Origin of the sequence: Achromobacter deleyi (assembly GCF_902859705.1) — a bacterium.
GTDB classification, from domain to species: Bacteria; Pseudomonadota; Gammaproteobacteria; order Burkholderiales; family Burkholderiaceae_B; genus Achromobacter; species Achromobacter deleyi.
The window spans coordinates 1-12,514 of sequence record NZ_CADIJO010000017.1 but is presented as its reverse complement, the minus strand read 5'-3'; the positions used below and the strand labels follow the sequence as shown (position 1 = coordinate 12,514).

General features: G+C 68.8%; 12 protein-coding genes. 6 read left to right on the top strand and 6 right to left on the bottom strand.

The genetic code is table 11. From position 1 onward, the window contains the following. Nucleotides 1-28: 28 nt before the first annotated feature. The gene (locus tag HV798_RS21905; RefSeq protein ID WP_175194938.1) at nt 29-997 is read left to right on the top strand and encodes a LysR substrate-binding domain-containing protein; all 969 of its coding nucleotides are present in this window, start codon (nt 29-31) and stop codon (nt 995-997) included. Nucleotides 998-1,064: 67 nt separating this feature from the next. Continuing rightward, nucleotides 1,065-1,520: a DUF4952 domain-containing protein gene (locus tag HV798_RS21900; RefSeq protein WP_175194939.1), complete on the top strand. Its 456-nt coding sequence runs from the start codon at nt 1,065-1,067 to the stop codon at nt 1,518-1,520. Nucleotides 1,521-1,567: 47 nt separating this feature from the next. Here HV798_RS21900 and HV798_RS21895 read toward each other — a convergent pair whose 3' ends face one another. Genes HV798_RS21895 through HV798_RS21885 form a run of 3 tightly spaced genes read right to left on the bottom strand, consistent with a single transcriptional unit; the run spans nt 1,568 to nt 4,134 of the window. Then, nucleotides 1,568-2,359 (bottom strand): ABC transporter ATP-binding protein, encoded by a 792-nt coding sequence (locus tag HV798_RS21895; RefSeq protein WP_175194940.1) that lies wholly within the window; start codon nt 2,357-2,359, stop codon nt 1,568-1,570. Then, nucleotides 2,347-3,117, bottom strand: a complete 771-nt coding sequence (locus tag HV798_RS21890; protein WP_175194941.1) for an ABC transporter permease — start codon at nt 3,115-3,117, stop codon at nt 2,347-2,349. The genes HV798_RS21895 and HV798_RS21890 overlap by 13 nt, the downstream gene beginning before the upstream one ends. 18 nt (nt 3,118-3,135) lie before the next feature. After that, nucleotides 3,136-4,134: an aliphatic sulfonate ABC transporter substrate-binding protein gene (locus HV798_RS21885; RefSeq protein ID WP_175194942.1), complete on the bottom strand. Its 999-nt coding sequence runs from the start codon at nt 4,132-4,134 to the stop codon at nt 3,136-3,138. A 203-nt stretch (nt 4,135-4,337) separates the two neighbouring features. Between HV798_RS21885 and HV798_RS21880 the strand changes: the two genes are divergently transcribed. From HV798_RS21880 to HV798_RS21865, 4 genes are read left to right on the top strand one after another with little or no spacing between them, the layout of a single operon-like run. Further along, a complete protein-coding gene (locus tag HV798_RS21880; protein WP_175194943.1) occupies nt 4,338-5,525 on the top strand; it encodes an NAD(P)/FAD-dependent oxidoreductase in 1,188 nt (395 codons plus the stop codon). Further along, nucleotides 5,509-6,324, top strand: coding sequence for a HutD/Ves family protein (locus HV798_RS21875; protein WP_175194945.1), 816 nt, complete (start codon nt 5,509-5,511; stop codon nt 6,322-6,324). The genes HV798_RS21880 and HV798_RS21875 overlap by 17 nt, the downstream gene beginning before the upstream one ends. A gap of 15 nt (nt 6,325-6,339) precedes the next feature. Next, on the top strand, nt 6,340-7,089 hold the full coding sequence (locus HV798_RS21870) for an electron transfer flavoprotein subunit beta/FixA family protein (protein WP_175194947.1): 750 nt from the start codon (nt 6,340-6,342) through the stop codon (nt 7,087-7,089). Continuing rightward, nucleotides 7,089-8,015 (top strand): electron transfer flavoprotein subunit alpha/FixB family protein, encoded by a 927-nt coding sequence (locus HV798_RS21865; protein WP_175194948.1) that lies wholly within the window; start codon nt 7,089-7,091, stop codon nt 8,013-8,015. Before HV798_RS21870 ends, HV798_RS21865 begins: the two co-directional genes overlap by 1 nt. 106 nt (nt 8,016-8,121) lie before the next feature. Here HV798_RS21865 and HV798_RS21860 read toward each other — a convergent pair whose 3' ends face one another. The 3 genes from HV798_RS21860 to HV798_RS21850 form a co-directional block, all read right to left on the bottom strand. Continuing rightward, nucleotides 8,122-9,135 (bottom strand): LysR family transcriptional regulator, encoded by a 1,014-nt coding sequence (locus HV798_RS21860; RefSeq protein ID WP_175194950.1) that lies wholly within the window; start codon nt 9,133-9,135, stop codon nt 8,122-8,124. Between the two features lie 33 nt (nt 9,136-9,168). Then, nucleotides 9,169-9,969 carry an N-formylglutamate deformylase gene (gene hutG / locus HV798_RS21855; protein WP_175194952.1) on the bottom strand — a complete coding sequence of 267 codons (801 nt, stop codon included), beginning with the start codon at nt 9,967-9,969 and terminating at the stop codon, nt 9,169-9,171. A 141-nt stretch (nt 9,970-10,110) separates the two neighbouring features. Continuing rightward, on the bottom strand, nt 10,111-12,514 hold a 2,404-nt coding region (locus HV798_RS21850; protein ID WP_175216500.1), incomplete at its 5' end, for an autotransporter family protein.

The following is a 12,514-nucleotide window of genomic DNA, read 5'->3' as shown; positions in this document are numbered from 1 at the left end:
AATCATGGGTTGAGATAAACTCAACCCTATGTCCGATCTGCCCACCCATACGCCGCCCTTGGCGGCCCTGCGCGCCTTTGAAGCCGTTGCCCGCCTGGGCAGCCTGAGCCGCGCCGCGGTTGAACTGCACGTGACCAAAAGCGCCGTCAGCCACCAGCTGCGGGCGCTGGAAGCCGACCTGGGGGTGAGCCTGCTGCGGCGCGGGGGTACGGTGCGGCGCGCCGAAACCACCGAGGCAGGCGCCGCGCTGCTGGCGTCGGTACAACAGGCCTTGACCCTGCTGGAGACCGCCTGCCGCAATGCGCGGGCCAGCGCCCGGGGCAAGCGCCGCTATAACCTGAACGTGTCGGCCAACCCCTCGCTGGCGGCGCTGTGGCTGGCGCCGCGCATCGGCCGGTTCATCGAATTGCACCCGGACATCGACATCCAGGTGTTCCTGCACGCCAGCCAGGACCCAGCCTGGAAGGCGCAGGACATCGACCTGGCATTCCTGCACGTGCGCGCCCTGGGGCCGCACCTGGCCGCGCCGGGCGACATTCCGCTGATGACCGAGACCGTGGTGCCGGTATGCAGCCCGGCGCTGGTGGCGCCGCAGGATCGCGACGACCCCAACGTCTTCGCGCGGCACCGCTGGCTGGAAGAAAAGCACATCGACAGCCCGGAAACCGACTGGCGCACCTGGCGCCCGCGCCTGGGCCTGGCGGAAAGCGCCGGCCAGGACCCGCTGGTGCTGTCGGGCCTGAGCACGGTGGTGGCGGCTGCCGCGGCGGGTGTGGGCATCGCGCTGGGCCGCGCGCCGCTGATCGATGAAGAACTGGCCAGCGGCCGGCTGGTGGCGCTGACGCCGGGCCTGCGCATGCCGGGCTCGTGGGGCTACGTGATGCGCATCCATGCCAATCGGCCGATGGACGCGTCGTTGCCGGCGCTGGTGGAATTCCTGGCCGAAGAGGGCCGCGCCGCCGCGGCATGGCAGAATCCGGTTGCGGCGCGCAGCTAGCGCGCCGGCCCGCGGCGCCATCTGGCGAACGGGCAAGTGTCCGCGGTCCCTTCCTGTCGAGGCGTCCTTGAATACCTTGGTTCAATTGCTGTTGCGCCCGCTGCGCGCCTGGCTGTTGCTGCCGGTCTTGCTGTTGCCGCTGTCCGCCCAGGCGCAGGCCGCGCCCACGCCGGGTTGCGACGATTTTCTGGCGGCCCTGACGAACAAGCCCGATTTCATCGAATACCAGGGTTGCCGCCTGGAAATGCGCACGCACGGCAAGCCGCTGGTGGCGCGCTACCGGGTGGATGGCGCAGCCGCTGCGCTGGCCGAAAGCTATCTGCGGCGTCAATTTGGCATCGCGCCGCTGCAATACCAGTGCTGCGGTTGGCAGACGCCGCCGCAGTTCTGGCGCGATTCCCGCACGGGGGACGGCTACATGATCGGCTTCGGTTCCGAAGAAACCCTGCTGTCGTCCCGTTCGCAGTGGGACCAGATTCCCAGCTTTCACATCCGCATCGAGCGGTACACCGAAGAGCCCTGACGGGCGGGCGCGGCCCGCGCCGCGCCACCCCTGCTGGCGTGGCCGCCCTAGCCGTCGGCCAGCTCCATGCTGCGCGTCACTTCTTCCTGCACCCGTTCCCAGATGGCGCGCTTCAGCTCGACGAAGCGCGGCGACAGCTGCACGTCCGCGCTGCGCGGGTGGGGCAGGTCGTTCTGGATGTCCTGCACGATGCGACCGGGCTTGGACCCCATGACCGCCATGCGGGTGGACAGCGTCAGCGCCTCGTCGATGGAATGCGTGATGAAGACAATGGTCTTGCCGCTCTGCTCGTAGATCGACAGCAGCTGTTCCTGCAGCACCTGCCGCGTCATGGCGTCCAGCGCGGCAAACGGCTCGTCGAACAGCATCACGTCCGGGTCGTTGGCCAGCACCCGCGCGATGGACACGCGCTGCTTCATGCCGCCGGACAGCGCATGCGGGTACTTGTCGGCCGCCTGCTTCAGGCCCACCATCTCGATGTATTTGCGGGCGATGGGGGCGCGTTCCGCGCGCGACAGGCCGCGCATCTTCAGGCCGAATTCCACGTTTTCCTGCACCGTGCGCCAGGGAAACAGCGCGTACTGCTGGAACACCATGCCGCAGGCCGCCGTGACGTCGGTGACCGGCTTGCCGTTCACCGTCACCGTGCCCGTGTTGGGGGTGATGAAGCCGGCCATCAGGTTCAGCAAGGTGGACTTGCCGCAGCCCGAAGCGCCCAGCAGCACCAGGAATTCGCCGCGCTTGACCGACAGGTCCACCTTGTCCAGCACGGTGATGTCGCCATAGGCCTTGGACACGTCCTGCAGGTGGATCATCGTGTCGTTGCTTATCGTTGCCATGCCAGTACCCATCGTTCAAGTAGACGCAGACAGAGGTCGGTGACCAGCACGGTGAAGCTGATCAGCACCATGCCCAGCACCACGGTATCGGTCTGGAAGAATTCCTTGCCGTTCATGATCATGAAGCCCAGGCCTTCCTTGGACGCGACCAGTTCGGCCGAGATGACGCAGGTCCAGGACAGGCCCAGGATGATCTTCATGCCCGACAGGATCTGCGGCAGACAGCCGGGAAACAGCACTTCGCGCATCACCTGCCAGCGGTTGGCGCCCAGGTTGCGCGCGGCCCGCACCAGCACGGGGTCGATGCTGCGCGAGGCCTCCATCACGTAGAGCAGGGCGGGTACGAACGAACCCATGAAGACGATGCTGTACTTCTGCGTCTCGGTGATGCCGAACCACAGCAGCGACAGCGGAATCCAGCTCATGGACGGCAGCGGGCGCAGGAACGAGATGATGGGGTCGAACACGGCGCGCGCCACCTTGGACGTGCCCAGCAGGATGCCCAGCGGAATGGCTACCGCCACGGCCGCCAGAAAGCCCACCATCACGCGCCGGGTCGAGGCCAGCACGTTGTAGAACAGGGTGCCCTGGTCGGACATCGACAGGGCGCGGGCCAGCACCTGCGACGGCGCGGGCAGGAAGATCGGGTCGACCGCGCCGGCGCGGCACAGGCCTTCCCACAACAGCAGGAAACACAGCAGGGACACCACGCTGACCCAGATCAGCGTGGTATCGCGGGGAGCGGTACGCGTGGACATGAGGCGACGGCTCCGGGCTTACAGGTACGAGGCCTGGACCCAGTCCTTGACCGTCGGGGCGCGGTCGATCTGATTCAGGGACACCAGCATCTCGGCCAGCTTCTGCATGCCGCTGACGAAATTGCCCGGGTCGACCATCAGCGCCTTCTGGTCGGCTGCGTTGTACCACTGGGTCTGCTTGATGACGCCCAGCTGGTCGTCGCGCGACAGGCCGGTCAGTTCCAGCAGCACGCCGGCCGCTTCCTGCGGCTGCTCGGTCAGCATAGTGTTGGCCTGGAACACGGCCGCCAGGAACTTGCGCACGGCCTCGGGGTTGTCCTGGCCCAGCTTGGCGCGGGTCAGCAGCACGTCCGGGCCGGGCGTGATGGCGTATTGCTTGTAGAGCGAGAAGGCGGTGTCGTCCAGCAGCACACGGGTGCCGGGCACGGCCTTGATGCGGTCGAAGGCCGGCGTCCAGGCCACGGCAGCATCGATCTGCTTGCCCTGGTAGGCCGACAGGATGTTGGTGGCGGGCAGGTTGATGATGGACACGTCGCGGTCCGGGTCCAGCCCGGCCTGGCGCAAGACGTCCAGCAGCAACACGTGGGCGCTGGACGCGTAGGTCACGCCGATCTTCTTGCCCTTCAGGTCGGCGACCGACTTGACGTCGTCGCGCACCAGCACGCCTTCGGCGCGGCCGAAGTTGTTGGGCGTGGCGATCACCTGGAACTGGCGGGCGCCGGCTGCCATCAGGGCCAGCGACGAGACCACGCCAGTGCCGGCCAGGTCGATGTTGCCGGCCATCACGGCGCTCATCCGGTCGGACGAGGTGGCAAAGCTCTGCCACTTGATATCCAGGCCCTGCTTGGCGAACAGGCCCGTCTTCAGGGCGATGTAGGCCGAGTAATGGCCCAGCCAGGCCGAGCCGCCGTAGGTGTAGGACGCCCCGGCGGCGCGGCCGATCATCGGAAAGCCCAAGGCGCTGGCCCCGGCCAGCGCGGCGGTGCGGACCAGCATGGCGCGGCGATTCATGTTCATGCGATTTCCCCTGCTTGAATGGTGATGGACTGAACGACTGATGTCGCCGGCACTCTGCGGTGCGGCTGCCCAGACTTTCGCCCGCCGCCGGGGCGCCGGCCTGTATATAAGCAATGCCGATGCTCTAAATCCAACGCGCTTATATTTCGATGGCCCGGGAAACGCGGGTTCACACTCCGGCCACTTGTTCTTGGAGCCAAGTCGTGAAAAGTTATGACGTGATCGTGATCGGGGCGGGCGTGATCGGCAGTTCGGTGGCCTTCCACCTGGCCGCGTTGGGGGCGAAGAATGTGCTGGTGCTGGATCGCGCGACGATCGGCGCGGGCACCACCTCGCAATCGTCCGGCATTCTGCGCACCCACTATTCGGTGCGCGAGAACGTGGAACTGGCCCAGCGCTCATGGGGCGTGTTCAACGATTTCGCCAACTACCTGGGCGACGACGAAGCCTCGTGCGGCCTGGTCAAGTGCGGCTACCTGATCAGCGCGGCCGACAACGACAAGCTGGAGCCGCTGCGCAGCGCGCTGGCGCAGCAGCAGGCCCAGGGCATCGCGCTGGAATTGCTCAATGCCGCGCAGGCCCGTGAACTGCTGCCGATCGCCACCTTCGACGACGCGGCATTGATCGGCTTCGAGCCGGATGCGGGCTTTGCCGATGCCTACCTGGTGGCCACCAGCTTTGCGCGCGGCGCCCGCCGCCGCGGCGTCACCATCCGCGAAAACGTCGACGTGCAGCGCCTGCTGGTCGAGAACGGCCGGGTCATCGGCGTGTCCACGTCCGAAGGCGATTTCGCCAGCCCGCTCGTCATCAGCACGCAGAACATCTGGACGTCGGAACTGGCCGCCTGGACGGGCGTGGCCATGCCCGTCCTGCCCGAACGCCACGCGGTGCTGGCGCTGGAATGCGAGGCCGCGCCCTATACCTATTCGATGCCGGTCTACAAGGACCTGGCCTCGCCCGGCATGCTGTATTGCCGCAGCTACGGCGGCAACCAAATGCTGGTGAGCGAGGGCGTGGTGGGCGAAACCCTGCAGCACAGCGACGCCGAGCAAGGTGATATTCCGCTGGATTACGTGGCCGAGGTCGGCGCGCAGGTGGCCGAACGCTTTCCGGCCTATGAAACCGCCGGCCTGGCGTCGTCGTGGACGGGCGTGTACGACGTGACGCCGGACTGGAACCCGGTGCTGGGCCGGGTGCCTGGCGTCCAGGGGCTGGTGGTCGGGTTCGGCTTTTCGGGCCATGGCTTCAAGCTGTCGCCCACCGTGGGCAGGGTGCTGGCGCAGGAAGCGCTGGGCCTGGCTACCGATGTGTCGCTGGCGCCGTACGCGCTGAGCCGCTTTCAGCGCGGCGCGTTGCTGACCGGGAAGTACGGCCTTGGCGCAGTTTCCTGAAACCGGCGGCGCCCGGCGCGGCCCTTGGCAGGCGCTGCCGCCCGAGCCGTGGAAGAACGGCGGCGGCGTGACGCGCACGCTGGCCGCGGACAAGGATGCGGCCGAGAGCGCGGCGGCGCGGTGGCGCGTCAGCATCGCGGACATCACGCGGGACGGTCCGTATTCCCGTTTCGCGGGCGATGACCGCGTGTCGGTGGTGCTGTCCGGTGCGGGGGTGGTCTTGCGTGATACCCGTGCGGGGTTGCGCGATGAATGTCTCCCGCGGGGCAATGCAGGAGTGCCACTGCGCGACGCAGGAGTGCCACTGCGCGACGCAGGAGCGCAGGTGTGCGACGCAGGAGCGCAGATTTGGCTGGCGCCCGGCCAGCCCGTCGCCTTCGCGGGCGACGCGGCCTGGCACGGCACGCTGGTCGACGGCCCGGTGCAGGTGCTGAACCTGTTCGTGCGGCGCGGGTCGGCGCGGGCGCGGGTGCGCGGCGTGAACCTGGCTTCGCCAGCCGGGCCGGCAGACGCGCCGGCTGGCGTGTCAGCCGGCGCGTTGGCCTTGGCAGACGGCGCCGCGCGGCATCTGCAGCTGTGCGTGGCGCTCGTCGCGGGCCGCTGGCAGACGCCGGATGGCGCGACGGAGCTGGCCGCGGGCGAATTCCTGCTGCGGCGGGCGGCCTGTCCCGGCAGCCCGGTGAATCCCGGCGATCCCGGCGCGGCCGCAGGCCAGGCCGTAGACGCCTTCACGCCCAGCCCCGGCGTGTCACGGCAAGCCCCCGGCCTGGCCGCCGTATTGCTGGACATTTTCTACTGACCCAGGAGTCTTTTCATGAAGGTAATTGCCGCGGTCAAGCGCGTGGTGGACTACAACGTCAACGTACGCGTCAAGGCCGACCAGACGGGTGTCGACATCGGCAACGTCAAGATGTCGATGAACCCGTTCGACGAGATCGCCGTCGAGGCCGCCGTGCGCCTGAAAGAGCAGGGCATCGCGACCGAGGTGGTGGCCGTGACCTGCGGCGTCGCGGCCGCGCAGGAAACGCTGCGCACCGCGCTGGCCATCGGTGCGGACCGGGGCGTGCTGGTGCAGACCGACGTCGCCTTGCAGCCCCTGGCGGTGGCCAAGCTGCTGCGCGCCGTGGTGGCGGCCGAGCAGCCGGCGCTGGTGATCCTGGGCAAGCAGGCCATCGACGACGACGCCTGCCAGACGGGCCAGATGCTGGCCGCGCTGCTGGGCTGGCCGCAGGCCACGCAGGCCAGCGCCATCCAGATCGAAGACGGCCGCGCCCGCATCACCCGCGAGGTCGACGGCGGCCTGGAAGTGGTGGACCTGGCGCTGCCGGCCGTCGTCACGGCCGATCTGCGCCTGAACGAACCGCGCTACGTCACGCTGCCCAACATCATGAAGGCCAAGAAAAAGCCGGTGGACGTGACCTCGCCCGACGCCCTGGGGGTGGACCCGGCTTCGCGCCTGGAAACCCTGCGGGTGGAATCGCCCGCCGCGCGCGCGCCCGGCATCAAGGTGGCCGACGTGGCCGCGCTGGTCGACAAACTCAAGCATGAAGCAAAGGTGATCTGATGACCGTCCTGGTAATTGCCGAACACGATGGGCGCACGCTGCACGGCGCCACCCTCAATGCCATCGCTGCCGCCGCCCGGCTGGCGCGGCCGATCCACGTGCTGGTGGCCGGCGACGGCGTGCAGGCGGTGGCTGACGCCGCCGCGCAGGTGGCGGGCGTGGATCAGGTGCTGCTGGCGCAGGCGCCGCATCTGGCCGACGGCCTGCCCGAGAACCTGGCCGCGCAGGCGGTGGCGCTGGCGGGCGGATACACGCACGTCTTCCTGGCCGCCACCGCGCAGGGCAAGAGCGTGGCGCCGCGCATCGCCGCGCTGCTGGACGTGGCGCAAGTCTCGGACGTGATTGACGTGGTGGCCGCCGACACCTTCAAGCGCCCCATCTACGCGGGCAACGCCATCGCCACGGTGCGCAGCGCCTATCCGGTGGTGGTGGCCACCATCCGCCCCACGGCGTTCGATGCCGCCGCGGGCGGCGGCAATGCCCCCGTGCAAGACGTGGCCGCCGTGGCCGATACGGGGCTGGCCCGCGTCGTCAGCCGCGAGATCGTCACGTCCGAACGCCCCGAACTGGGCGGCGCACGCACCGTCGTGTCGGGCGGACGGGGCCTGGGCAGCGCGCAGCACTTCAAGCTGCTCGATCCGTTGGCGGAAAAGCTGGGGGCGGCGCTGGGCGCCTCCCGTGCGGCAGTGGACGCGGGCTATGCGCCCAATGACTGGCAGGTGGGGCAGACGGGCAAGATCGTTGCGCCTGAACTGTACGTGGCGGTGGGCATCTCGGGCGCTATCCAGCACTTGGCCGGCATGAAGGATTCCAAGACCATCGTGGCCATCAACAAGGATGGTGATGCGCCGATCTTCGGCGTGGCCGACTACGGCCTGGTCGCGGATCTGTTCGAGGCCGTGCCGGCGCTGACCGCGGCGCTGTGAGGGGCGCGCGCCCGTCGCCGAGGGTGGCGCCGGTTCGTCAGCGGATCGGCGCGCCGCCGGGCGGGCTGGCGCGCAGAGGGGCCGGCCTGCACAGGGCCTGGCGGGATCAACGCCGCAGGCTGCGCCAGAGCGTGGCCGGCGGCAGGCCGAGCGCAGGCGCGATGTCTTTGTGCACCAGCCGTTCCATCGCCACCAGGATGACGTCGCGCGCCTCGGTCGGCAGCTTGCCGACTTCTTGCGGGCGGGCCGCCAGGTAGAAGCTGCGCGACAGGCTGGCGTCGTCGCTGCGCGCCATGCCCAGGAAGGGCGCCAGCGGCAGCACGCGCAACTGGTCGACGAAATGGCGCGACTGCCAGACGCACAGCGGCGTGCTGATGCCGAACCCCAGTCCGGCCGTGACCAGGCTGAGCAGGGGATCGGTGTTGTCGAATTCAAAGGTGCGCTCGATCATCACGTCGTGCGCCTCGACCAGGCGGTCGATCTCGGCGCCGATGAACGAGCGGGCGCTGTAGCGGATGAACTGGGCGCGCTTGCCCAGTTCTTTCAGCGTGGTGATGCGGTCCATGTCCATGGTGCGCGGCACCACCAGCACGTAGGGCTCGCTGAACAGGCTGGTCTTGCGGATGCCGGGTTTGCCGGTGGCCGCGCTGGTGGTCACCACCAGGTCCAGTTGCCGATCTTCCAGTTGCTTGTCCAGCACGGGCGTGATGCCCGACCACAGGCGGATCTGGCGCGACGCGCCCGACAGCCCGTGGATCAGCGTCGGCCCCAAGGTGCCGGCAAACGAGTCCACGCAGCCGAAGCGCACGATGTTGCGCTTGGCGCGGCTGAGATTGCGCACGCTTTCCGTCATGTCGCCCGCCTGCGCCAGCAGCCGGGCGGCGTGCTCGAACAGCAGTTCACCGGCCGGTGTGGGGCGCGCCGGCCGCGTGCTGCGGTCCAGCAGTTCGGTGGACATGGCCGCTTCGAGCTGCTTGATGCGCTGCGATACGGCCGCCTGCGATAGCCCCAGCAAGCGCGCCGCGCCTGAAACCGACGCCGCTTCCACCACCGCCACCCAGGTCAGCAGCAGGCTCCATTCAGGATAGTTCTCGGTAGCGCTGACCGAAAAGCGGTTCATGGGCGGCGGCATTCAGGCGGGCGGGGGGCCGGCTCAGCGCTTGCGGGCCAGCGTCTGCGCCAGCGCGGCGCGCACCAGGCCTTCCACCACGGGAATGACCTTGTTCGCGGCCTGCGCCTGGTAGCCGTAGGGGTAGGCCTCGTCCATGTAGGTGGACTGGCACATCTCGAGCTGCACGGCGTGGATGTCTTCGGCCGGCGAGCCATAGTGGCGCGTGATGTAGCCGCCCTTGAAGCGGCCGTTCAGGGCCGAGGTGTAGCCGCAGCCGGGCAGCCGTTCGCCGATGGCGGCCAGGATGTCGGGGGCGCAGCTGGCGCCGTCGGCGGTGCCCAGATTCAGGTCGGGCAGCTTGCCCTCGAACAGGCGCGGCAGCACGCTGGCGATGGAATGGGCTTCCCACAGCAGCACCGTGCCGTGCTCGGCGCGGATGCGGTCGAGTTCTTCGCGCAGCTTGGCGTGGTAGGGCTGCCAGTAGTTCTGCACGCGATGCGCGCGTTCGTCGTCGGTCAGGGCGGCGTCGCTCAGGTACAGCGGTTCGCCGCGGAAGGTATGGGTCGGGCACAGGCCGGTCTTGGTCTGGCCGGGGTACAGGCTTTCGTCGTCGGGCGAGCGGTTCAGGTCCACCACGTAGCGCGAATAGCGTGCGCCCAGCACCGAGGCGCCCAGTGCGTCGGCGAACTGGTACAGCGTGTCCAGGTGCCAGTCGGTGTCCCCGGACTGCTGGCCGACAGGCGTCATCCGGGCGCGCTGCGCGTCGGGAATCTGGCTGCCGAGATGGGGAATGGAGATCAGCAGCGGCGCGGACCCGCGGCTGAAGTGATAGATGTCGCTCAAGGGAAAACTCCGGGTGGCAAAGGCAATGCACCGCGGACGGGCGCGGTGCGCCTGTATGCTAGGCAGCGCCGCCCGCCGCGGTTATTGCATCAGTTTAGTGGATATTGATGATCGACATCGCTGATGCAAAAGCGCACTGCATCACCACTGCCAGCGCATTCCCACCTTGCCGTTCCAGGCGCTGGCCTTGCCGCCCGAGAAGGTTTCCTGGTAGCCGCCGCTGGCGTACAGCACCATGTTGTCGCTGACCGAGCCGCTGACGCCCAGCAGGATTTCGGTCCAGCTGCCGCTGACGTCGCTGCGGAACGGGATGTAGCCCGTCTCGGACGAGAACTCGGTCTTGGGGTTGCCCATCGCTTCGTGCAGCACGCTCAGGCGGCCCCACGTGGTGATGGTGCGCGGCTTGCTGCTGTTGTCCAGCGCCCAGGTGCGCGCCAGCCGCACGCCCAGCCGGCCGACCAGCGATTCCACGTTCTTGAAGCGCACGTTGGCCGCGCCGTCGTGGGCCGAGTCGATGTTGACCCATTGGTAGGTCAACTGCGCCTGCGGTTCCAGCACCCATTCCGGATTCAGGCGGAAGGGGTAGCCGCCTTCCACGTTGGCGGCCAGGCCCAGGCCGTCGGTCTTCAGTTCGGGCAGGTCGCGGTAGCCGTTGGCGCGGATGCGGTACCAGGTGGCCATCACGCCGGTGTCTACATACCAGTCGGTGGGACCGTAGTGGGTCCAGTAAGCGCCCAGCGAATAGCCGTTCAGGCGGCCTTCGCCGGCCTTGTTGCCGTCGTAGTTGTCGACCTTGGTCTTGGCGTAGCCGATGGCCCCGGTCAGGCCGGCCATGTCGCGATGGCCGTCATCGCGCTGGCGCCGCCAGAGGTCGGCGCCCATCTGCACGCCGTTGAACTCGTAGTCGTAGCGCGGCCCTTCGTTGCCGTAGATGCCGTCGGCCGAGCCTTCGCGTTTGCCGCTCATGCCGATATAGCGGCCCCATACGCGGTTGTTGCTCAGCGCCAGGGGGTCGCCGTTGGCGTTGCTGCGGCGTTCCTGCTCGCCCACGCGTTCGTGCAGGCTGTCGATCAGCGTGTGCCCGTATTGCAGCGCGGTCGGCGCCAGCGAGCCGTAGATCGACACTTCGGGGCGATAGTCCGGCACGCCGGTGGGCGGCTCGGTGGTGCCGGGGGGCACCTGGCACAGCGAGGCCGGCACGCCCGGCTTGGCGCAATCCACCGTGGACCGCAGGAACCAGCTGTTGGGATCGCTGCCGTCGCGGCTGCCGCGATACAGCGAATATTCATACGGACCGGCCACTGCCGGCGCGCCCAGCGAAAAATTGCCGGCCGAGGTGGTGCCGCCCGCGCCGGCCTGCACCACCTGGATGCCATTGCCCGGCGTGGCCGCGCCCAGTCCGCCTACGTTGGTGATGCGCAGGCCCGTGGCGCCGCTGGTCGCGCCGTTCTGGATGATCAGCTTGTCGGACGGCGCGCCATCGCCGGCCAGGCGGGTGTTCAGCGCCATGGTGGCGTTGTTGCCCTGGTAGTTGCCTGACACCGTCAGCGTGTTGCCGATGCCCGCGCCGGCCACTTGCAGCAGCGCATTGTTGGTGACGTTGCCGGTCAGCGTGAAGTTGCCCTTGGCGCCGCCCGCCAGCCCCGGCGTGGCGTCTGCCACGGCAAGGGTGCCGTTGTTGGTGACGTTGCCGGTCACGCTGCCGTAGCCGCCCAACGTCGCGCCCGACGCCACGGCGACCGCGCCGCCGCCGGACAGGGCGCCGGCGCTGGCGGCGCTGCTGCCCACCACCAGCGTGCCGGCGTTGACGTTGGTGCCGCCGCTGTAGGTGTTGTTGCCGTTGAAGGTCAGGATGCCGGCGCCGGCCTTGGTCATGCTGCCGGTGCCGGTGATGCCTTGCGATACCGTGCTGTTGAAGCCGTTGGTGTCGATGGTGCCGCCGCCCGTGTCCGCGACGATGGCGCGGCTGGCCGCCAGGTCGAAGGCCGAGCCCAGCTGCAGCGTGCCGCCGTTGAAGGTCAGGCTGCCGCTGGTGGCGCCGAAGTTGCTGTCCTGGCTGGCCGACAGCGTGCCGCCGTACAGCGTCCATGGCGTGACGGCCGTGGTGGCGTTGGTCAGCGTCCAGGTGCTGGTGCCCGTCTTGTGAAAGGCGATGAAGCCCTGGTACTGCTGGCCGGGGCCCACGTCCGACACGCTGAAGCTGCCCGACGCGGTGCCGCCCAGGATCAGCGTGTTGTTGCCGGTATTGGCATCGACGATGCCCGAGATGCTGGAACCCGCATGGATCTCCAGCGAATTGGTGCCGGCCGTGAACTGGATGGCGCGCGCCTGGGTGCCGGTGCCGGACAGGCCGCCCGTGATGACGCCTTCGTTGACGATGGCGATGTTCTGGCCCTGGATGCCCACCCCGCCGGCGCCCGCTGCGCCGGTGCCGCCACCGGCGCCGGCCGTGCCGCCTTCCCCGCCGACCCCGCCGGTGATGGTGCCGCGGTTGAGCACGCTGCCGCCGTTGTTGGTGACCAGCACGCCGTTGCCGCCCGCGCCG

Bases quoted from the DNA above. Each gene is read 5' to 3' on its own strand.
- HV798_RS21870 (WP_175194947.1), top strand. From the start codon at position 6,340: ATGAAGGTAATTGCCGCGGTCAAGCGCGTGGTGGACTACAACGTCAAC.
- HV798_RS21860 (WP_175194950.1), bottom strand. From the start codon at position 9,135: ATGAACCGCTTTTCGGTCAGCGCTACCGAGAACTATCCTGAATGGAGC.
- HV798_RS21885 (WP_175194942.1), bottom strand. From the start codon at position 4,134: ATGAACATGAATCGCCGCGCCATGCTGGTCCGCACCGCCGCGCTGGCC.
- HV798_RS21865 (WP_175194948.1), top strand. From the start codon at position 7,089: ATGACCGTCCTGGTAATTGCCGAACACGATGGGCGCACGCTGCACGGC.
- HV798_RS21905 (WP_175194938.1), top strand. From the start codon at position 29: ATGTCCGATCTGCCCACCCATACGCCGCCCTTGGCGGCCCTGCGCGCC.
- HV798_RS21890 (WP_175194941.1), bottom strand. From the start codon at position 3,117: ATGTCCACGCGTACCGCTCCCCGCGATACCACGCTGATCTGGGTCAGC.
- HV798_RS21895 (WP_175194940.1), bottom strand. From the start codon at position 2,359: ATGGCAACGATAAGCAACGACACGATGATCCACCTGCAGGACGTGTCC.